This window comes from Kribbella sp. NBC_01505, assembly GCF_045040285.1.
Classification (GTDB): Bacteria; Actinomycetota; Actinomycetes; order Propionibacteriales; family Kribbellaceae; genus Kribbella.
Map to the genome: position 1 here is coordinate 821,673 of NZ_CP109425.1, position 19,204 is coordinate 840,876.

The following is a 19,204-nucleotide window of genomic DNA, read 5'->3' on the forward strand; positions in this document are numbered from 1 at the left end:
CACCAACCGTGGGCTTGAACAGGAACCGGTGGGTCAGCACAGGTCATTACTTGTTCAAGCCCACCGTTTACCCTCCACAGCCACGAGAACTGGCCTTGGCCACGGCGGCGCGGTGTGGGTCAGCGGCGGCGGTAGGTGGTGGGGCTGGTGCCGGTGTGGAGGCGGAAGCGGGTGGAGAAGTAGAGGGGGTCGGTGAAGCCGACTTCGGCGGCTACTGACGCGATCGAGCGGGTGGTGAGGGTGAGGAGGCGGGCGGCGGCGTCGAGGCGGCGGCGTTCCACGAACTGCTGCGGACTGACGCCAAGCTGCTCACGGAAGAGGTGCGCGAAGCGGGAGACCGAGAGGTTGGCCGCGCGGGCCAGCGCCGGGAGATCGAGCGGCGTCTTGAGGTCCTGGTCGATCAGCTCGACGACTCGGAGCAGGCGGTCGTCGATGCGGGCGGCTTTGGGGTTGTGGGTGTCGCACCACAGCAGGGCGGCCTCAAGCGAGTTCACGCTGAGCTGTTCACCTTGCGGCAGCGGGAAGCGTTGGTACCTGGCAGCGTCGAGGAGATAGTCGGCAATCTTCTCCACCCTCGTGAGCTGCAGACACAAGATGCCGGGGGCAACCTCCGGCCAGTCCAGGAAGGGCAACCACTCCGGTTTGGGATGCAGGTGGGCATACCTGAAGTGCCACCGCTCCCCCACCGTCCCGTAGTCGTGCGGCGTGCCCGGACGAACCAGTACGACGGTGCCGCGCTCGACGACGATCTCGCTGAAGTGTCCGGAGCCGTGCAGGGTCAGGACGAGCAGCCAGTCGGTGGTGCCGCGGCTGCGATAGGTCGAGTACTCCGGTCCCTCGTCGAACTCGCCGGCCACCAGCCGACGCACCTCGGGTGTCGGAGACTCAGCAGGATCTCCAATATTCATAGCTCGATAGACTATCGTGCGCGCGCTCATGGCGACGCATCCTTGATTCATGACAGTCACCGAGATCTACGCCACCGAAGGGATCGTTCAGGTCCCTCAGCTTCTGGATTCCCACGAGGTCGAGGAGATCCGGAACGCCTTTATGAAACAGGTCGAAACCGATCGGTCGATGGACTTCGACGACGGACTCCCGGACGAGGACCCGCTGACCAGGTATCCGCGCTTCGTGCATCCGCACCGCCGGACCGACGTGGCGGCCGGGCGGCTAGCGCGGGAGTTGATGCTCGACAGCCGGATCCTCGATGTGGTCACAGCCCTGATCGGGCCACCGCTCGCCGCCCAGTCGATGTTCTACTTCAAGCCGCCGGGCGCGCGTGGCCAGGCGCTGCATCAGGACAACATGTTCCTGCGCGCCGATCCGGAGACTTGTCTGGCGGCCTGGATCGCGATCGACGACGTGGACGCGGAGAACGGCGGGCTGGCAGTCGTCCCCGGTTCCCACCGGACCGAGCTGGTCTGCCCGGAGCCCGCCGACCTGACCGAGTCCTTCACGAACGCCGAGGTGCCGATCCCCGACGGCCTGCAGAAGATCCAGACCAAGATGCAAGCTGGAGACGTGCTGTTCTTCCATGGCAGCGTCGTGCACGGTTCCCGACCCAACAGCAGTGCCGACCGCTTCCGCCGCTCGCTGATCTTCCACTACGTCCCCGAGGCGAGCACCGAGATCGCGGCCTTCTACAACCCGCTGATACGGCCGGACCACCAGCCCACCACACTGCCTGAGGCGATCGGCGGTGGACCATGCGGCGACTACGGCGATCAGGAGCCGTAGATCGACACCGCGGCGAAACAACCGAGCCAGGTCAGCCCGAGCAGGCCGGCGGAGAAGCCGAGCAGCCGAAGCAACATGCGGCCGTACGACCGATCCTCACGGATGGCGCGGAAGGACAGGCCCGGCCTGGGCTGGTTGACACCGGCGTACTGCCCCCAGTCCTCGGTGACATGCCGCGGGATCGTCAGCCGGTCCAGGACTTGCAGCCCGCGGGTCAACGAGTCCGTCAGCGGACCGTCGTCGCACAGGGCCAGCACTGTGCCGTCGATGGCGAGACCGATCGGCCGGGCGTCTGGGGCGCTGAGCTAGGCGCGGTTAGCTTGCGTAGTCGCGGAAGCCCCTGGCTGTTTTGCGGCCGAGGTAGCCGGCGGTGACGAGGTGTTCGAGGAGGGGCGCGGGGGCGAAGCCGGGTTCGCGGAACTCCAGATAGAGGGTGCGCTGGATGGCGAGCGAGACATCGAGGCCGACCACGTCGAGCAGTTCGAACGGGCCCATCGGGAGGCGGCAGCCGAGCTTCATGGCGGCGTCGATCTCGTCGACGCCGGCGTAGTGCGCCTCGAGCATCCGGACCGCGTCGTTCAGGTACGGGAAGAGCAGCGCGTTCACGATGAAGCCGGCCCGGTCGCCGCAGCGGACGGGGTGCTTGCCTGCGGCAACTGCCAGGGCTGCGACGGTGTCTGCGACGTCCGGGGCGGTGCTGACCGTGCTGACGATCTCGACCAGCTTCATCACCGGGGCCGGGTTGAAGAAGTGCAGGCCGACCACGGCGGCCGGCCGCTTGGTCGCCATCGCCAGATCGATCACCGGCAGGGACGAGGTCGTGGTGGCCAGGATCGCGGTCGGCTTGCAGATCTCGTCGAAGGTCTCGAAGAGGGCCTGCTTGACGCTCAACTCCTCGACCACGGCCTCGATCACCAGGTCGGCGTTGGCCAGATCGTCGAGTCGGGCGGTTCCGGTGATCCGGCGCAGCGCGGCGTCCCGGTCGTCGGAGGAGAGCTTGCCGCGCTGGACGCCCTTCTCGAGCGAGCGCTCCAGTCCGGCGCGCACCTTGTCGACCTTCTCGGTGCCGCGGGCGACGTACAGGACGTCGTAGCCGGCCTTGGCGCAGACCTCGATGATGCCGACCGCCATCGTGCCGGAGCCGACCACGCCGACCTGCTGGATCGGGCGGATCACGGTCTCCGCGCCGTTCGGCCGGGGGGTCTGCTCGTCGTCGATGACGACCGGCGAGTCCGGAGACTCGTAGGTGTAGAAGCCGCGGCCGGTCTTGCGGCCGAGCAAGCCGGCGGTGACCATCTGCTTGAGGATCGGGGCCGGCGCGTGCAGCCGGTTCCGGCCCTGCTTGTACATCGTGTCGAGGATCTCGTAGGCCGTGTCGAGACCGATCAGATCGAGCAGCGCGAGCGGGCCCATCGGGTAGCCGCAGCCGAGCCGCATGGCGGCGTCGACGTCCTCGCGGGTCGCGTAGTGCGACTCGACCATGGAGACGGCGTGGTTCAGGTAGCCGAAGAGCAGAGCGTTGGCGATGAAGCCGGCCCGGTCGGCCGCGACGACCGGGACCTTGTCGAGGCGGCGGGCCAGCGCCTGCACGTCCTCGACCACGTCCGGCTCGGTGACGACGGTCTTGATGACCTCGACGAACTCCTGCACCGGAGCCGGGTTGAAGAAGTGCATGCCGACCACGCGGCGCGGGCGCTGGGTGGCGACCGAGATCTCGGTGACCGACAACGACGAGGTGTTGGTGGCGAGGATCGCGTCCTCGCGGACGACCTTGTCGAGCGCCGAGAAGATCTCGCGCTTCAGCTCGAGCCGCTCGATGACGGCTTCAATCACCAGGTCGCAGTCCGCCAGCGCCTCGATCGAGGTGGCGAAGGTGACCCGGTCGAACAGCGCCTGCTGGTCCTCGACCGACAGCTTGCCGCGCTTCACCGCCCGGTCCGTCGAGTGCTGGATGTGACCGCGGCCGCGCTCGACGGCCTCGTCGTCGCGCTCCACCCCGACCACAGTCAGGCCGTGCCGCGCGAACACCTCCGCGATACCGGCACCCATCGTGCCGAGACCGACCACACCGACGACCTGCAGTTCCCGAGCCATGCTGGCACTATGCCAGTCCGCGACTGGTCAGCCCATGAGCTGAGTCACCCTGCCTCGTCGAAAACCGCCGGTGTGTCCAACCACTCGTTCGCCAGCGCTGCAGGATCCGGTACGGCGGCCAGCGCGGCACCGATCGGTTTCGGCTTCAGCTCGCCGTACCGGGCGGGCGGCAGCCACATCGCCCGGTAGCTGCCCGCCTCGGAATCGACCGGACTATCCATCTCCGGGCCGTCGCCGGTGCCGAACTGACCACCGATCGCCTCGGCGAGGAAGTAGTGCTGCGTCTGATGCCCGAAGTGCACAACCGCCACCAGCCCGTGGATCTTCACCTGCACCCCGAGCTCCTCGACGGACTCCCGGCGCGCGGCCTCAGCCGTGCTCTCCCCTGCTTCCAGCTGACCGCCGGGAAGCGTGTAGTACGTCGTACCTGCGCGAACCCGCTCGATCACGGCGATGCCGTCGGCCGAGAACAGCAGGACGCCACCGCGCATCATGAGCGAACCGCCGAGACGTTGAGCCAGGTACGGCGCGGCGTGGGGGTGCGGATCAGTTGGCGGACTGTCCAGCCGGTGGTGGTGAGCAGGTCGCGCAGGGGCTGTTCCTGCCACATGACGAAGTGGCGAGGGAGGTCGAGGTAGCGGTTCGACCACTCTTCACCGGAGCCTTCGATGGTGCTGAAGATGAGCACGGGGGCTGCGCGGGCGGCCTTGTACAGGACTCCGGCCAGCTGGCTGCGCTTGAAGTGCAGGAAGACCGCGTCGGCGAAGACTGCGTCGTACGGTCCGCCGAAGTCGTCGGCGAGCGCTTCGAGCCGCGTGGCGTCGTGACCGTCGGTGCGCATCATCTCCAGGAAGGCTTCGGTCGCATCTGTCCGCCGCACCGCGTAGCCGCGGCGTTCGAGCTCGATGGCGTCGCGGCCGGTCCCACTGCCCAGCTCCAGCACCCGCGCGCCGGCCGGAACGAGCTCTGCCAGCTGGTCGATGAGCTCGTGGTTCGGCTCCTTCGGGATCGACTCCCGGAACGCTTCCGCCGCCTGCTCGTAGGTTGCCAGCGTTCGCTCGTTGTCCGTCTGAACGCGGATCCAGCCGTCGCCGGTGTGCTCGACGACCGCGGGCAGTTTGAGGCCGAGGTCCACTCCGAGGACGACGACGGTCTCACCGCGATGCTGGTCCGCGATCGACTGCAGCTCCGCGTCAGGCCGCCGTACCAGGTCTGGCACGACGGTCAGCTGCACCCCGAGCCGATCCGCCAAGCGCGAGCCGGCGGCCGCGTCGAACGTCGCCGCGTAGACCTGCGCGATCCGCTCGCCCACAGCCGCGTCCTGGACGTCGCCCGGCAGCAGCAGGATCCGCGCGGGACACATCAGGTTCATGCGAACCACCTTCGCACGGACCGCCGACAGTGGTCGACGTGCTGTAGCGTCACGACGTGCGCTTGGTGATTGCAACGTGTTCTGTGGACTACTCCGGCCGTCTGACCGCCCATCTGCCGATGGCGCCGCGGTTGCTGATGGTGAAGGCGGATGGCTCTGTGCTGATCCACGCCGACGGTGGTTCGTACAAACCGCTCAACTGGATGTCCCCGCCCTGCAAGCTGGTCGTGGAGGACGACGTCTGGAGCGTCACGAACAAGGCCGGCGAGGAGCTGCGCATCACCCTCAAGGAGGTGCACAGCGACACGGCGTACGAGCTCGGAACCGACCCCGGCCTGATCAAGGACGGCGTCGAGGCGCACCTCCAGGAGTTGCTGGCCGAGCACGTCCAGACCTTCGGTGAGGGCTTCACGCTGGTACGGCGCGAGTACCCGACCGCGATCGGACCGGTCGACCTCTTGTGCCGGGACGCCGACGGCAAGCACGTGGCCGTGGAGATCAAGCGGCGCGGCGAGATCGACGGGGTCGAGCAGCTGACCCGGTACGTCGAGCTCCTGAACCGCGACCCGCTACTGGCGCCGGTGCGCGGAATCTTCGCCGCCCAGCTGATCAAGCCGCAGGCCCAGTTCCTCGCCACCGACCGCGGCCTGGAGTGTGTGACGGTCGACTACGACCTCCTCCGCGGCATGGAATCGGACGTTCTGCGCCTTTTCTAGACTACTGAGGCCTGTTCTAGGTTGACGGATCAGCATTTTTGCCCGATTTCGGGCAGATTCTTTGTATTGGACCCTGAAACGCTGCAGAGTTGTCGGGTGATCAGTGAGGCGGCGGCAGCCCCGGTGGACGAACTGGCCGAGCAGGTCAGCCGGACGACGGGACTGTCCGCGGATGACGCGCGACGAGTGGTCGCGGACGTGCTGGCGTTCTTCACGGAGACCGCCGAGGAGTACGTGCGGCGGCGGCACCGTGAGTTGCAGACCTACGGCGCCCGCAACGACGAGATCTTCGCGCGCGTGGGCTCCGAGCTCCGGCACTGGCCGGTGCGCTCGCCCGAACTGTCCGCGCGTCAGCTCCGACGGATCGTCTACGGCTGACGGCTGCTACCCAAGACCTACGAAAGGCACCAACACATGTGCGGAATCGTCGGGTACGTCGGCACCAAGCCGGCCACGCCCATCCTGGTGGACGGCCTGGCCCGGCTGGAGTACCGCGGGTACGACTCGGCAGGTGTCGCCGTCCTCGGCACCAGTGAGCTGAAGGTGCACAAGGACGCCGGGCGCGTCCGTGAGCTGGAGGCCTCGCTGCCGAAGCGGTTCGGCGGCAAGCTCGGCATCGGCCACACCCGCTGGGCGACCCACGGCGGCCCGAGCAAGGACAACGCGCACCCGCACGCCAGCGGCAACGAGCGGATCGCGGTCGTCCACAACGGCATCTTCGACAACGCCGGCGTGCTCCGCGCCCAGCTCGAGGAGGCCGGCGTCAAGCTGCGCTCCGAGACCGACACCGAGGTCCTCGCGCACCTGATCGAGCAGTCCGACGGCGCCACCCTCGAGGAGAAGGTGATGGCCGCGCTGCGCCGGATCGAGGGCACCTACGGCATCGCCGTGATCGACCTCGACTTCCCGGACCGGATCGTGGTCGCCCGTAACGGCAGCCCGCTGATCCTCGGCATCGGCGACGGCGAGATGCACATCGCCTCCGACGCCGCCGCGCTGATCCGCTACACCCGCCAGGTCGTCTACTTGGACGACGGCGAGATGGCGACCGTCAAGGCCGACGGCTACCGCACCTTCACCCAGGACGCGGCGCCGACCACGAAGACCGCGAAGACGGTCGACTGGGAGGCCGACGAGTACGAGCGCGGCCTGCACGAGCACTTCATGATGAAGGAGATCCACGAGCAGCCGGACGCGGTCGGCCGGGCGCTGCGCGGCCGTCTCGACGAGCGCTTCCACACCGTCCACCTGGGCGGCCTGAACATGGACGCCCGCGAGGCCCGCGAGATCAAGCGGGTCAAGATCCTCGGCTGCGGCTCGGCGTACTACGCCGGTCAGATGGGCGCGCAGTTCATCGAGGAGGTCGCCCGGATCCCCGCCGACGCCGAGCCGGCGTCGGAGTTCCGCTACCGCAACCCGGTGGTCGAGCGCGACACGCTGTACATCGCGGTCAGCCAGTCCGGCGAGACGCTGGACACGCTGGTCGCCGTCCAGGAGCTCAAGCGCAAGGGTGGCCGGGTGATCGGCCTGGTGAACGCGGTCGGTTCCAGCATCGCCCGCGCCGTCGACGGCGGTGTCTACCTGCACGCCGGCCCGGAGGTCTCGGTCGCCTCGACCAAGGCGCTGACCAACATGGCCGTCGCGTTCGCGATGCTCGGCATCCACCTCGGCCGGATCCGCGACGTCTCCCCCGCCGACGGGCGCCGGCTGATCGACGGACTCAAGAAGCTCCCCGAGCACATCCAGTCGATCGTCGACCAGGAGGAGGAGCTGGCCAAGATCGCCGGCCGCCTCGCCCAGCACGAGAGCCTGTTCTTCGTCGGCCGCACCCGCGGCTACCCGGTCGCCCGGGAAGGCGCGCAGAAGCTGAAGGAGATCTCCTACCGGCACGCCGAGGCGTACCAGACCTCCGAGCTCAAGCACGGCCCGCTGGCCCTGATCTCGCCGGATGTCCCGAGTGTCGCGATCGTCCCGCAGGACGAGCTGCTCGACCGCAACATCGGCGCCCTGCACGAGATCGCCGCCCGCTCCGGTCCCCTGTACGTCGTCACCCACCCGGGCGTCGACGTACCGGACGGGGTCGCCGCGAAGATCGTGGTCCCGAAGAACGAGCCGGAGCTGGACCCGATCCTGCTCACGATCCCGCTGCAGATCCTCGCGTACTACGCGGCCGTCGCCCTCGGCCACGACGTCGACAAGCCGCGCAACCTGGCGAAGTCCGTCACCGTCGAGTAGTTCATTCGACGTTCGCGACGATGGCCCTCAGTACGGCGACGTGCGTGCTGAGGGCCTTCCGGCCGGTGCTGGTGATGGAGATCCAGGTGGTACGCCGGCCGAGGTGGCTGCCTTTGCGGCTCCGCACGTAGCCGACCTCGGCCAGGGCCGCGACATGTTTGGACAGGACCGAGTCGCTGACGTCGAGCTGCTCGCGCAGGGTGGCGAACTCCAACTCGGTGACGGTCACCAGCAGACTCATCAGTTTGAGGCGAGCCGGTGCTTGCAGGTGCACATCCAGGTCAGCCATCAGCGGCTGCCGACGAGCAGGATCGAACCGGCCACCACGAGCCCGATGACGGCAGCAACCCACCAGGCCATCTCGCCGCCGCGTCCGTTGAGCTGCGGTTCGGCCCGATACTGCCGCATCCAGCGCATTCCGCCGGCGACGTAACCGGCACCGCCGGCCACTGCGCAGAGCGCAGCCAACCACCAGTTGCCGGAGTACCCCGCCCACACCGCGCCGGCCAGCGCCGCGGCATAGGTGACCGACGACAGCGTCCCCTTCCCCAGGACGACCTGGCTGACCATGCTCCCCACCAACGCGCCGTTGAGCCTGCGAAAGCGCAGGACCTGGATGCCGGCGACGACCGCGAAGACGACCAGTCCCGCGAGCAGAAGCAGTGGCACCTGTTCGGTGCCGCCTGCCAGACCGCGGGCGAACAGGAAGATCGTCGCGCTGATCGCGAGTCCGATCGTGACATAGAAGCCGGACGGCAGCCGCAGCCCGGCCGCCAGCTTGCTCTGTGAGCGCTGCAGGTCGTCCAGCGCCGCGGCCGCCTCAGCGGGATTGGGTCTCTCATTACTTTCCATGTTGGAAAGTATGCGTCGAACTTTCCAAGTTGGCAAGTAAGGGTCTTGGTACCTTTCGGGAATCATGTTCTCGCTGGACCAGCTGACCGCGTTCGTGGCGGTCGCCGAGGAACTGCACTTCGGCCGGGCCGAGCGGCTCGACATGACTCTGGCATCGCGACTCGGCCAATCCGGTGCTGCATCGAGTGCGAGCGATGCCCTGAGAGCATCAATGGATCCAAAAACAACCTTGGACAGGTATCCATCGACGTTCCTAGGCTGGCGGGTGTGACTCCTCTTGAACTCGCCGCCCAGCTGAAGTCCGGTCTGCTCTCGTTTCCCGTGACGCACTTCCGCCCCGATCTGAGCTTCGACGAACCGGCGTACCGCGAGCACCTGTCCTGGTTGAGCCAGTACGACGTCGCCGGGCTGTTCGCGGCGGGTGGAACCGGGGAAGGGTTCTCGCTGACGCCGGCCGAGATCGACACCGTCGTCCGGGCGGCTGTCTCGGAGGTGGCTGGGCGGGTGCCGGTGATCGCGCCGGCGACCGGTGGGACGTTTGCCGCGATCGCGCAGGCGCAGGCGGCTGAGGCCGCGGGTGCGGATGGGCTGTTGCTGCTGCCTCCGTACCTGACCGAGGCGGGTCAGCGGGGGCTGGTCGAGCACGTGTCGGCGGTCTGCCGTAGTACGCAGCTCGGTGTGACCGTCTACAGCCGGGCGAACGCGATTCTGACCGATGTGTCGGTCGCGGAGCTTGCCGAGCGCAACGACAACCTGGTCTGTCTGAAGGACGGCGTCGGCAATGTCGAGATGATGACGCGGACCTACGCGCGGGTCGGCGACCGGCTCACCTACATCGGCGGGCTGCCGACCGCCGAGACCTTCGCGCTGCCGTTGCTGCAGCTCGGGGTCAGCACCTACTCGTCGGCGATCTTCAACTTCGTGCCCGAGTTCGCGCTCGGCTTCTACGCCGATGTGCTCGCGCAGGATCGCGACGCGGTCTACCGCAAGCTGAACGACTTCGTCATCCCGTACCTCGACGTCCGTGATCGCACCAAGGGGTACGCCGTCTCGATCGTCAAGGCCGGCGTGAAAGCGATCGGCCGGTCGGCGGGGCCGGTTCGACCACCGCTGCAGGACCTGAGTGAGGATGAACTGGCTGAGCTCACTGGGTTGATCGGGCGCGTGAAGTGACGCCGACCGTCACGTCCGTCGAGGTCGTCCCGGTCGCGGGCCACGACAGCATGCTGCTCAATCTGAGCGGCGCGCACGGGCCGTTCTTCACTCGCAACGTGGTGATCGTGACGGACAGCTCGGGGAACACCGGGCTCGGCGAAGTTCCGGGTGGGGGCAAGATCGCCAGCACTATCACCGAGGCGGCCGAGTTGCTGGTCGGTCAGGAGATCGCCCACTACCGACGTCTGCTTCGTTCTGTCGCAGCTACCTTCGCGGATCGGGATGCCGGTGGGCGCGGGTTGCAGACGTTCGACCTCCGTACGACGGTTCATGCGGTGACCGGGCTCGAGTCAGCACTCCTCGACCTCTTCGGACAGCATCTCGGCGTACCGGTGGCTGAGTTGCTCGGTGAAGGACAGCAGCGAAGCCAGGTGCCGGTGCTGGGTTATCTCTTCTATGTTGGCGATTCGGAGCGCACCGATCTGCCCTATCTGAACGACGCTGGTGACGACCGCTGGTCGCAGCTGCGTCGGCAGGCCGCGTTGACGCCTGATGATGTGGTTGCTTTGGCTGAGGCTGCGCAGGAGCGGTACGGGTTCGCCGACTTCAAGTTGAAGGGCGGAGTGTTCGAGGGCTCGGCTGAGATCGCCGCTGTTCGTGCTTTGGCGGAGCGATTCCCCAGCGCGCGGATAACCATCGATCCCAACGGCGCCTGGCCGGTGCGGGAAGCCATTGCCTTGTGCAACGGTCTGCACGACGTGCTCGCGTACGCCGAGGATCCGTGTGGAGCTGAGGCCGGGTTCTCCGGGCGCGAGACGATGGCCGAGTTCCGCCGTACGACGGGATTGCGGACGGCCACGAACATGATCGCGACCGACTGGCGTGAGCTGGCGCAGGCGGTACGGATGGATGCCGTCGACATCCCGCTCGCGGATCCGCATTTCTGGACGATGGCCGGGTCGGTGCGGGTGGCGCAGCTCTGCAACGACTTCGGGTTGACCTGGGGTTCGCATTCCAACAACCACTTCGACATCTCGCTGGCGATGTTCACCCATGTCGGAGCGGCGGCTCCGGGCGAGATTGCGGCGCTCGACACCCACTGGATCTGGCAGGACGGGCAGGCTCTGACCACTGCTCCGCTGCAGATCGTCGACGGGCAGATCGCCGTACCGACTGCGCCTGGGCTCGGGGTCAGTCTGGACCGGGAGGCCTTGCAGGCAGCCCACGAGTTGTATCTGAAGCATGGACTCGGTGCGCGCGACGATGCGGTCGCCATGCAGTATGTGATCAAGGACTGGGCGTTCGATCCGAAGCGACCCTGTCTGGTGCGCTGATGTTCATCCTTCGTTGATCGAGGAGTCTGGAATGCGTTGGCAGAAGCCGCTCGCCGCTGCTGTTGTACTCACTGCACTTGCCACCCCGCTCACTGCTGTAGCTCATCCGCCGGTTGGCGGCGCATGCTCGCCTGACGCCCGGTTCCTCGGGTTCAGCGACGCGCTGAACAAGACGACGTACGACGGGCAACTCGTCGCCGGACTGTCCGCCCTGAACGTGACCGGACCGCACAGTGCGGTCGCGCTGGTCGACAACGTGCTCACGTCGCCTGCGCGGGTCTTCAGCTTGAAGGTCAGCGGCAAGCCGACGGTCAGCGTCGACGGGATGACGATCCTCAAGCGGCCGGACGGTACGCCGTACAACGGACAGGACTTCGACGGCGAGGGACTGGTCGTCGAGCGTGGGAATCGGACCATCCTCGCGACGTCGGAGCGCGAGCCGTCGATCCGGCGCTTCCGGCTCTCCGACGGTCTGCAGATCGGGTCGCTGCCGGTGCCGACGCGTTTCCAGGTCGCTCCGGCCGGCGAGGCGGTCTCGAACGGAACCTTCGAGTCGCTGGCGGCCAGCCGGGACGGGCGGTCGGTGTTCGCGGGTATGGAGGAGCCGCTGGCTCCGGACGGACGGGACGCCGACGGCCGTGGCCGGAACCGGATCCTGCACTACACCGGCCGCTCCGGACATGACTACCGCGTCGCTTCGCAGTACGCGTACAAGACCGACCCTGGTCTCTCGCTGGTCGAGCTGGCCTGGGTGAGCCCGACCGAACTGGTCTCGATGGAGCGGACGTTCGTCCCGGGCATCGGGAACACGATCCGGGTCTTCACGGTGTCGTTGCGGCACGCAAGTGATGTCAGCAAGTGGGCGTCGCTGGCTGACGCCTCCGACAAGGTCTTCGTGCAGAAGAAGCTGCTGTTCGATCTGGTGAACTGCCCGCCGTCCGGTGCGACCGCCGAGCAGCCGCAGCCGAACCCGTTGCTGGACAACGTCGAAGCGCTGGCGCTGGGCGGCTACCTGCCAGGTGGACGGCGGCAGCTGTACCTGATGTCGGACGACAACTACGGCCCCAAGCAGACCACCCGCTTCTACTCGTTGGCGGTTGACCTCTACTAAGCAACACTGTGCGTATGCGCGTGATTGTGGTGGGTGCCGGTGTCATCGGACTGACGTGTGCCGTCCGGTTGGCCGAGAATGGCTACGAGGTGGCGGTCCTTGCTCGCGACCTGCCGCTGGAGACGACGTCTTCAGTGGCAGGGGCGGTCTGGGGTCCGTACCTGGCCGAGCCCGCCGACCGGGTGACCGCGTGGGCGAGGACGTCGTACGACGAGTTCACCAAGCTGGCCGAGCACGAGCCGTCGGTGCAGCTGCGGCACGGGCGTGAGCTGCGGGTGGAGCGGACACCGGATCCGGAGTGGGCCGACGTACTGCCGGATCTGACGCGGGTGGCGTCGCCGCCGGTCGGGTTCGCGGACGGGTGGGCGTTCACCGCGCCGGTGGTGGAGATGCCTCAGTACCTGCCGTCGCTGGTGAAGCGGCTCGAGAACGCCGGCGGCACGCTGACCCGCGCGGCCCTGTCCGGCTTGCCTAGTACGGCGGACCTCGTGGTCAACTGCACCGGCCTCGGAGCTCGGTTGACTGCGACCGATCCGACTGTGACGCCGGTGCGTGGGCAGGTGCTGAGTGTTGCGCAGTGTGGGATCTCAGAGTGGCTGATCGCGGATCGTGATGATGCTTCAACTGTCGTCATCCCGCGCTCCAACGACGTGATCGTCGGCGGGACGAGTGAACCGGGCGACTGGAACATGGCCGTCGATCCCTTGGTGAGCACGGCGATTCTGGAGCGTGCCGCCGAGCTGGTGCCGCAGTTGCGCAAGGCAACGATTCTGCGCGCGCGGGTCGGGCTGCGTCCGGCCCGGCCTGCGGTTCGGTGCGAGCGGGTGGACAACGTCATCCACTGCTACGGCCACGGCGGCTCGGGCGTCACGCTCTCTTGGGGCTGCGCCGACGAGGTTCTGGCGTTGACCAGTGCGCTCTGAGCCAGTGCACTCTTCTGAGAAGACAATCATCCTCGACGGCGGCCTGTCGAACGCGCTCGAGGACCGCGGTCATGACCTGTCCGACGCCCTGTGGTCGGCTCGCCTGCTGAAGGACGCCCCTGCGGAGATCGCCTCCGTCCACCGCGCGTACTTCGAGGCCGGTGCGATGGTTGCGACCACCGCCAGCTACCAAGCGAGCGTCCCCGGCTTCGCGCAGGCCGGGGTAACGGCCGGAGAGGCCGAACGGCTGATCGCTTCCAGCGTGCGCATCGCCCGGGAGGTCCGCGACGAGTTCGGTGGCGACCGTCTGGTCGCCGCGTCGGTCGGTCCGTACGGCGCGTTCCTTGCCGACGGCTCCGAATACCGAGGGCGGTACGGCGTCAGTGCTTCGGCCCTGCGCGACTTCCACGGTCCGCGGCTCGAGTTGCTGATCGGCGCGGGCCCCGATCTGCTCGCTGTCGAGACGATCCCCGATCTCGACGAGGCCGAGGTCCTGGTCCAGCTGTTGCAGGAGCTCGACTTTCCGGCTTGGCTCTCCTACAGCGCCGCGGACGGCCGGACCCGGGCCGGACAACCACTGGCCGACGCGTTCGCGCTCGCCGCTCTCGACCAGGTGGTTGCCGTCGGCCTCAACTGTTGCGCGCCGGAGGAGGTCGGTCCGGCCGTCCCTCTCGCGGTCACACATCGACCGGCCGTGGTCTATCCCAACAGCGGTGAGATCTGGGACGCGGCTGCCCGCAGCTGGACCGGCTCATCGGAGACTCTCACCGAGCTCGCCCCGGCGTGGGCCGCTGCCGGCGCCAGGTATATCGGCGGCTGCTGCCGCGTCGGCCCGGCCGGTATCCGCGCTTTGGCCGCCGCGATCTCAGACGCCTAGGACTTGGCAGAGCAGGTCGAGGGCGCCCGGGTAGGCGTGATCCGGTGGGGTGCCGTAGCCGACGATGACGGCTTGGCGGGTCGCCGGGGTCGGGGCGAAGTGGTAGGTGCTCATGCTGGCCAGGCCGAGACCTTGGCGGGCCGCGCGTTCGACCATGTCCTCGGCATCACCCGGTACGTCGATCAGGACGTGCATGCCGGCTGCGATTCCGGCGACCTGGACGTTCGGGGCGCGCTCCGCGAGCAGTTCGACGAGGCGGTCGCGGCGACGGCGGTAGTGCAGGCGCGAACGCCGTACATGCCGGTCGTAGTGGCCGGAGGCAATGAACTCGGCGAGGACCAACTGCTCGAGCGTCGCGGTCTGGTAGTCGGCCACCCGCTTGGCCGCGATCACCGGCTCGAGCAGATGTTGCGGGAGGACCATCCAGGCGAGGCGGACGCCCGGGGCGAGGCTCTTGCTGGCAGTGCCGGTGTAGACGACTCGCTCCGGATCCAACGCCTGCAGGGCTCCGACGGCCTGCCGGTCGTAGCGGAACTCACCGTCGTAGTCGTCCTCGATCAGCACCCCGCCTGATTCGGCAGCCCACTCGACAGCCGCCGTACGGCGCTCTGGGGAGAGCGGAACGCCGGTCGGCATCTGGTGGGCCGGGGTGAGCAGTGCGGCTTGGCCGGTCAGGTACGACGTGTCTGCGCCGTACTGGTCGAGTGGGAGCGGGACAGGTTCGAGACCGCGGGCGCGGATGACGTCGCGGTGCAGGCTGTAGCCGAACTCCTCGGTGGCGACCGTCGTACCGCCTTGGTTCCGGACTGCCTCGCAGAGCAGGCTGAGGGCCTGGACGTAGCCGGAGCAGATCAGCATGCGTTCCGGATCGGCGCGGACGCCGCGGGCGCGGGCCAGGTAGTCGGCCAGGGTACGGCGGAGCTCGATCCGGCCGCGGGGGTCGCCGAGGCCGAACGCCTCGTTCGGGGCGGCCGGCCAGGCCTTGCGGGCGGCCGCGAGCCACTCACCGCGCGGGAATGTCGAGACGTCGGGTGAGCCGGGGGTCAGGTCGTAGCGGAAGGAGCGGACCGGCGGCACCGTCGCGCCGGGCGGCGGGGTCGTGTTGGCCCGGCTGGCGACAACGGTGCCGGAGCCTTGGCGGGCGGTCAGCCAGCCCTCGGCGACGAGTTGGCCGTAGGCGTCGGCGACTGTGTTCCGGGCGATGCCGAGGTCCTTGGCCAGTGAACGCGAGGACGGCAGGCGGGTGCCGGCCGGGAGGCGGCCGCTGCGGATGGAGGCGTGCAGCGCCTGGACCAGGTCGTTGCGGCCGCGCGATGCGGCCAGGTCGAGATGCAGATCAGCCCCAGCGATTGCTCCGGAATTGGCCCCTGGATCTTCCATGGAAGTGGACCATACACCTGGGCCGATCCCGGCCTAGGTTGGAGACATGAGCACAACGACTACTCGACGAGTGAAGCTGGCCAGCGTGGCCCCCGACTTCTACCAGGCCCTGATCGCGCTCGACGCGACCGCGGGCGTCGGTCTGGACGCGAACTTCGCGAACCTGATCCGGGCGCGCGCCTCCCAGGTGAACGGCTGCGCGTACTGCACCGACATGCACAGCCTCGACTACCTGCACGGCGAAGGCCCGCAGCAGAAGCTGAACGTGCTGCCGGTCTGGCGCGAGTCGCGCAACCTGTTCACCGAGCAGGAGCAGGCCGCGCTGGAGCTGACCGAGGCGATCACGCTGGTCAGCGACGGCCACGTGCCGGACTCGGTCTACCAGCTCGCGGCCGAGCACTTCGACGAGAAGGAGCTCGCCCAGCTGATCGCGCTGATCATCATGATCAACGCGTGGAACCGGGTCGGGATCACCGGCAAGATGGCACCGGGCCACTACAAGCCATGACCGCAGCAGCCTTCCGGGCCCGCCACCACGCGGGCCCACCGCTGGTCCTGCCGAACGCATGGGACCCGGTCAGCGCCCAGATCATCGCCGCGGGTGGCGCACCGGCGATCGCCACCAGCAGTGGCGCGATGGCACGAGTCCTCGGGTACGACGACGGCCAGCTCACCCCGCCCGCCGAGATGCTGAGCGCGGTTGCCCGGATGGTGCGGGCGGTCGACGTACCGGTGACCGCGGATATGGAGGCCGGGTACGGTCTGTCGGCCAAGGAATTCGCTGAGCGGTTGCTGGAGACCGGTGCGGTCGGCTGCAACCTCGAGGACTCGTTGGACGGCGGACTGGTCGACCCTGCTCTCTTCGCCGACTACCTGGCCGAGGTGCGCGCGACCGCCGGTGCCGACCTGGTCATCAACGCCCGAGTCGACACGTTCCTCATGCAGGGCACCCCCGCCGACGCAGTCGCCCGCGGACGCCTCTACCGCCGGGCCGGTGCGGACTGCATCTACCCGATCTTCGCCCCACTCGACGTACTCCCCGAGCTGGTCGCCGAGATCGGCGGTCCGATCAACGCCCACGCCAAACCCACCGGCCCCACCGCCGCCGACCTCATCACGGCCGGCGCCCACCGCATCACCTACGGCACCAGCGTCCACCAGCACCTGATGGACTCCCTCCAAACCCTCCTACCAACCCTCCACCCCTAACGTCCGAAGAACCCGCACACCCACCCTCCGGATCCTCGGACGTTAGCCACAGCCCTTCCACAACGTCCGAAGGACCCGCAGGCATGGTCTCCGGATCTTCGGACGTTGCGTGCGGTTGCTCCGGTTGGTGCGGGTTTGCGGGGATCTGCTGTCGCTGGGCGGCAGTAGGCCCCCGCAGAGGTCGTTGGTGTGCCCCCGATTCGCGCCGCACCGGACAGGCCGGACACGTAGGCGGTGGCTGGTCGCCGCGGCGGACGATTTACTGAAGCGCTGGTGGGCGTGGTCTGGGGCTGAGGGGGATGGCGAGGTCGGTGACCACGGTTTCGGTTGCTTGAGGTTCCGGGCTATGGCTGGGCTAGGCGGGGTGACGGTAGTCGGTAACTTCAGGTCGCTGTCCGGGAAAAGTTCCCCCGCGAGTGAAGCCAGTGTGCGATCAGCACTCGAGTGTGGGAAGTGTGTCGCTGGATATCGATTTCCGGCGACACACTTCCCACACTCGACGCCCCAGGAGCTCACACTCGCACGGTGGCTTCACTCGCGGGGAGCACCACCTCAGCCAGCACACACTCGACGACCCAGCCCTCGCACTCACCCCCAGCCAGCTGATCTGGCGGCACCAACCACCGCAACGGGTCAGCCAGCAAGCCTCCTGATCGTCGGCGGCAACCACAGCCCGTCAACCACAGGCGACGGGGAACCGCGGTCACCGACCGAACCATCCCCCTCAACCGAAGACCACCCCGCCACACCGCTTCAGGTAATACCGGCCGCAGCGGCGACCAGCCACCGCCTACCCCACCGGCCGAATCCGAGCGGCCGGACGGGACGAGCACATTCGGGACGGCGGGGTTCCTGCCCAGCCAAAGATCCCAGCCACCGCGACCGATCACCTCTCGCGACATCGCTCCCCAAACCGGTTCGGGGAGCCTCCGACCCTCCCGCAACGCGATCTGGGGAGGATTCACCCCCCGAATCGGTCTCAAACCCTCCCCGAACCGGTTTAGCGAGGACGCCGCCTGCCGAATCGCAACAGGCACTGGGTGGCCGTAGAGCCCCGCAAAGCCGAGCATTCGCTCGCTGCGATGCGGCCAGTGAGGTCAGCAGTGGCTGTCCGCCGCTTGGGTTAGCCGAGTAGGCCTAGGCGTTGGGCTGCGGCGCCGGCGGCGAAGCGGGTGGGGGCGTCTACGAAGTCCATGATTGCGGCGATGTGGCGGCGTACGGTGCGGACGCTGAGTCGGAGGTGGCGTGCGATTGCGTCGTCCTTGAGACCGTGGACCAGTAGCCGGAGCACCTCGCGCTCGGTGCCCCCGAGGCCGGTGGTTTGCGCTTGGTTGACGGGAGTGGCGCTCTCCCATAGCTGGTCGTAGTACTGCGTTAGTGCTGCGACCAGCTCGGACGAGCGGACGAGCAGTGCGCCGGTGCTGCCGCCTGCGGCGAGGCCGATCAGGGCGAAGTGGTCGTCGACGATGACCATCCGGGTCGGTAGGTCGCGGAGTGTGCGGACCTCCATCCCGGCGTCCAGTGCGGTCTGCATACCGCGTTCGGCCAGGTACTCCGGCGTACAGAGCTCGCGGTAGCGCATGGTGTCGCACTGGCCGTTGATCGGCGCCGGCAACACCGGTGCGACGCCTTCACCGGTGACGATCGAGCGGTAGCTGCACTGCACGGTCTGGATGGAGGTCGTCCAGCGCGCAGTGAGTTCGTCGGGGTCGCTGATGACCTGCGCGAGCACTGACGGGACATGGTCGGACCGGCGGTCGTGCAGCTGGAGCTGGTGCATCTCGGCGGCCGCGACGTACCCCTGGAGGAGTCTGCCGTGCTGCTTGGTCAGCTCGTGGTGCACCTGCGTCAGCAGTCCGGTCACCGCGATGAGCGGATCGACGGCCCGGATCAGCGGTGCGTCGAGACCGGGCTGCACATAGGCGAGCTGCCGGTTCAGCAGCTCCTGGTCGACCGGGTCCGCGATCTGCGTGACCCGTGCGCCGGTGTGTGTCAGCTCGAGGTAGGCCTCGGCCACATCGACGGGTAGTAGTTCGCGGACGAGTTTCTCGTGTTCGGACAGGCTCTGCGGCTGCCGGCTGAAGCCGGCGGTGACGTTGGCAACCACGCGACAATCCCCCACCAGGATCTCGGCCACCAGGGCGGGTGGCGTCGGCGTGAAGTTACCATTGGAAGCCCCGGCTTTGGTAGGTATCTTTCCTAAACT

21 protein-coding genes are annotated in these 19,204 nt (G+C 67.9%); 12 read left to right on the forward strand and 9 right to left on the reverse strand.

The features are described 5' to 3' along the window. Positions 1-119: 119 nt before the first annotated feature. Positions 120-908 carry a helix-turn-helix domain-containing protein gene (locus OG474_RS03555; protein ID WP_405060722.1) on the reverse strand — a complete coding sequence of 263 codons (789 nt, stop codon included), beginning with the start codon at positions 906-908 and terminating at the stop codon, positions 120-122. A 49-nt stretch (positions 909-957) separates the two neighbouring features. Between OG474_RS03555 and OG474_RS03560 the strand changes: the two genes are divergently transcribed. Continuing rightward, positions 958-1,740 (forward strand): phytanoyl-CoA dioxygenase family protein, encoded by a 783-nt coding sequence (locus OG474_RS03560; RefSeq protein WP_405060723.1) that lies wholly within the window; start codon positions 958-960, stop codon positions 1,738-1,740. On the opposite strand, the gene OG474_RS03565 is transcribed toward OG474_RS03560, so the two are convergent. The 4 genes from OG474_RS03565 to OG474_RS03580 are packed head-to-tail and all read right to left on the reverse strand — an operon-like array spanning position 1,728 to position 5,206. Next, positions 1,728-1,997 (reverse strand): hypothetical protein, encoded by a 270-nt coding sequence (locus tag OG474_RS03565; RefSeq protein WP_405060724.1) that lies wholly within the window; start codon positions 1,995-1,997, stop codon positions 1,728-1,730. The two genes, OG474_RS03560 and OG474_RS03565, sit on opposite strands and share 13 nt — an antisense overlap. Before the next feature lie 58 nt (positions 1,998-2,055). After that, the gene (locus OG474_RS03570) at positions 2,056-3,834 is read right to left on the reverse strand and encodes a 3-hydroxyacyl-CoA dehydrogenase family protein (RefSeq protein WP_405060725.1); all 1,779 of its coding nucleotides are present in this window, start codon (positions 3,832-3,834) and stop codon (positions 2,056-2,058) included. Positions 3,835-3,878: 44 nt separating this feature from the next. Continuing rightward, positions 3,879-4,328, reverse strand: a complete 450-nt coding sequence (locus tag OG474_RS03575; protein ID WP_405060726.1) for an NUDIX domain-containing protein — start codon at positions 4,326-4,328, stop codon at positions 3,879-3,881. Continuing rightward, a complete protein-coding gene (locus tag OG474_RS03580) occupies positions 4,325-5,206 on the reverse strand; it encodes a class I SAM-dependent methyltransferase (RefSeq protein ID WP_405060727.1) in 882 nt (293 codons plus the stop codon). Before OG474_RS03580 ends, OG474_RS03575 begins: the two co-directional genes overlap by 4 nt. A 56-nt stretch (positions 5,207-5,262) precedes the next feature. On the opposite strand from OG474_RS03580, the gene nucS reads away from it, so the two are divergent. The 3 genes from nucS to glmS all read left to right on the forward strand — a co-directional run bounded on the left by nucS (position 5,263) and on the right by glmS (position 8,157). Further along, positions 5,263-5,922, forward strand: a complete 660-nt coding sequence (nucS, locus tag OG474_RS03585) for an endonuclease NucS (RefSeq protein ID WP_405060728.1) — start codon at positions 5,263-5,265, stop codon at positions 5,920-5,922. 96 nt (positions 5,923-6,018) lie between these two features. Then, the gene (locus OG474_RS03590) at positions 6,019-6,300 is read left to right on the forward strand and encodes a hypothetical protein (RefSeq protein ID WP_405060729.1); all 282 of its coding nucleotides are present in this window, start codon (positions 6,019-6,021) and stop codon (positions 6,298-6,300) included. 36 nt (positions 6,301-6,336) lie between these two features. Beyond that, a complete protein-coding gene (gene glmS / locus OG474_RS03595) occupies positions 6,337-8,157 on the forward strand; it encodes a glutamine--fructose-6-phosphate transaminase (isomerizing) (RefSeq protein ID WP_405060730.1) in 1,821 nt (606 codons plus the stop codon). Between the two features lies 1 nt (position 8,158). On the opposite strand, the gene OG474_RS03600 is transcribed toward glmS, so the two are convergent. Together OG474_RS03600 and OG474_RS03605 are read right to left on the reverse strand one after the other, a co-directional pair. Beyond that, on the reverse strand, positions 8,159-8,446 hold the full coding sequence (locus OG474_RS03600) for a transcriptional regulator (protein WP_405060731.1): 288 nt from the start codon (positions 8,444-8,446) through the stop codon (positions 8,159-8,161). Further along, positions 8,446-9,009, reverse strand: coding sequence for a hypothetical protein (locus OG474_RS03605; RefSeq protein ID WP_405060732.1), 564 nt, complete (start codon positions 9,007-9,009; stop codon positions 8,446-8,448). The genes OG474_RS03600 and OG474_RS03605 overlap by 1 nt, the downstream gene beginning before the upstream one ends. Before the next feature lie 64 nt (positions 9,010-9,073). On the opposite strand from OG474_RS03605, the gene OG474_RS03610 reads away from it, so the two are divergent. From OG474_RS03610 to mmuM, 6 genes are read left to right on the forward strand one after another with little or no spacing between them, the layout of a single operon-like run. After that, positions 9,074-9,280, forward strand: a complete 207-nt coding sequence (locus OG474_RS03610; RefSeq protein ID WP_405060733.1) for a hypothetical protein — start codon at positions 9,074-9,076, stop codon at positions 9,278-9,280. Continuing rightward, entirely contained in the window at positions 9,277-10,182 is a 906-nt protein-coding gene (kdgD, locus tag OG474_RS03615) for a 5-dehydro-4-deoxyglucarate dehydratase (RefSeq protein ID WP_405060734.1), read from the forward strand. Before OG474_RS03610 ends, kdgD begins: the two co-directional genes overlap by 4 nt. Continuing rightward, positions 10,179-11,498 carry an enolase C-terminal domain-like protein gene (locus tag OG474_RS03620; protein ID WP_405060735.1) on the forward strand — a complete coding sequence of 440 codons (1,320 nt, stop codon included), beginning with the start codon at positions 10,179-10,181 and terminating at the stop codon, positions 11,496-11,498. Before kdgD ends, OG474_RS03620 begins: the two co-directional genes overlap by 4 nt. Positions 11,499-11,529: 31 nt before the next feature. Next, complete coding sequence (locus OG474_RS03625; protein ID WP_405060736.1) at positions 11,530-12,609, forward strand: esterase-like activity of phytase family protein; 1,080 nt, start codon at positions 11,530-11,532, stop codon at positions 12,607-12,609. Positions 12,610-12,623: 14 nt separating this feature from the next. Further along, positions 12,624-13,532, forward strand: a complete 909-nt coding sequence (locus OG474_RS03630) for an FAD-dependent oxidoreductase (protein WP_405060737.1) — start codon at positions 12,624-12,626, stop codon at positions 13,530-13,532. A 4-nt stretch (positions 13,533-13,536) separates the two neighbouring features. After that, entirely contained in the window at positions 13,537-14,409 is an 873-nt protein-coding gene (gene mmuM / locus OG474_RS03635) for a homocysteine S-methyltransferase (RefSeq protein ID WP_405060738.1), read from the forward strand. Here mmuM and OG474_RS03640 read toward each other — a convergent pair. Further along, positions 14,398-15,789 (reverse strand): PLP-dependent aminotransferase family protein, encoded by a 1,392-nt coding sequence (locus OG474_RS03640; protein ID WP_405060739.1) that lies wholly within the window; start codon positions 15,787-15,789, stop codon positions 14,398-14,400. The genes mmuM and OG474_RS03640 overlap by 12 nt on opposite strands. A 46-nt stretch (positions 15,790-15,835) precedes the next feature. Here OG474_RS03640 and OG474_RS03645 point away from each other — a divergent pair, with 46 nt between their 5' ends. After that, positions 15,836-16,297: a carboxymuconolactone decarboxylase family protein gene (locus OG474_RS03645; RefSeq protein WP_405060740.1), complete on the forward strand. Its 462-nt coding sequence runs from the start codon at positions 15,836-15,838 to the stop codon at positions 16,295-16,297. Continuing rightward, positions 16,294-16,998 carry an isocitrate lyase/phosphoenolpyruvate mutase family protein gene (locus OG474_RS03650; protein ID WP_405060741.1) on the forward strand — a complete coding sequence of 235 codons (705 nt, stop codon included), beginning with the start codon at positions 16,294-16,296 and terminating at the stop codon, positions 16,996-16,998. The genes OG474_RS03645 and OG474_RS03650 overlap by 4 nt, the downstream gene beginning before the upstream one ends. Before the next feature lie 1,123 nt (positions 16,999-18,121). Here OG474_RS03650 and OG474_RS03655 read toward each other — a convergent pair. Beyond that, positions 18,122-19,105, reverse strand: coding sequence for a LuxR C-terminal-related transcriptional regulator (locus OG474_RS03655; protein WP_405060742.1), 984 nt, complete (start codon positions 19,103-19,105; stop codon positions 18,122-18,124). Between the last annotated feature and the right edge of the window lie 99 nt (positions 19,106-19,204).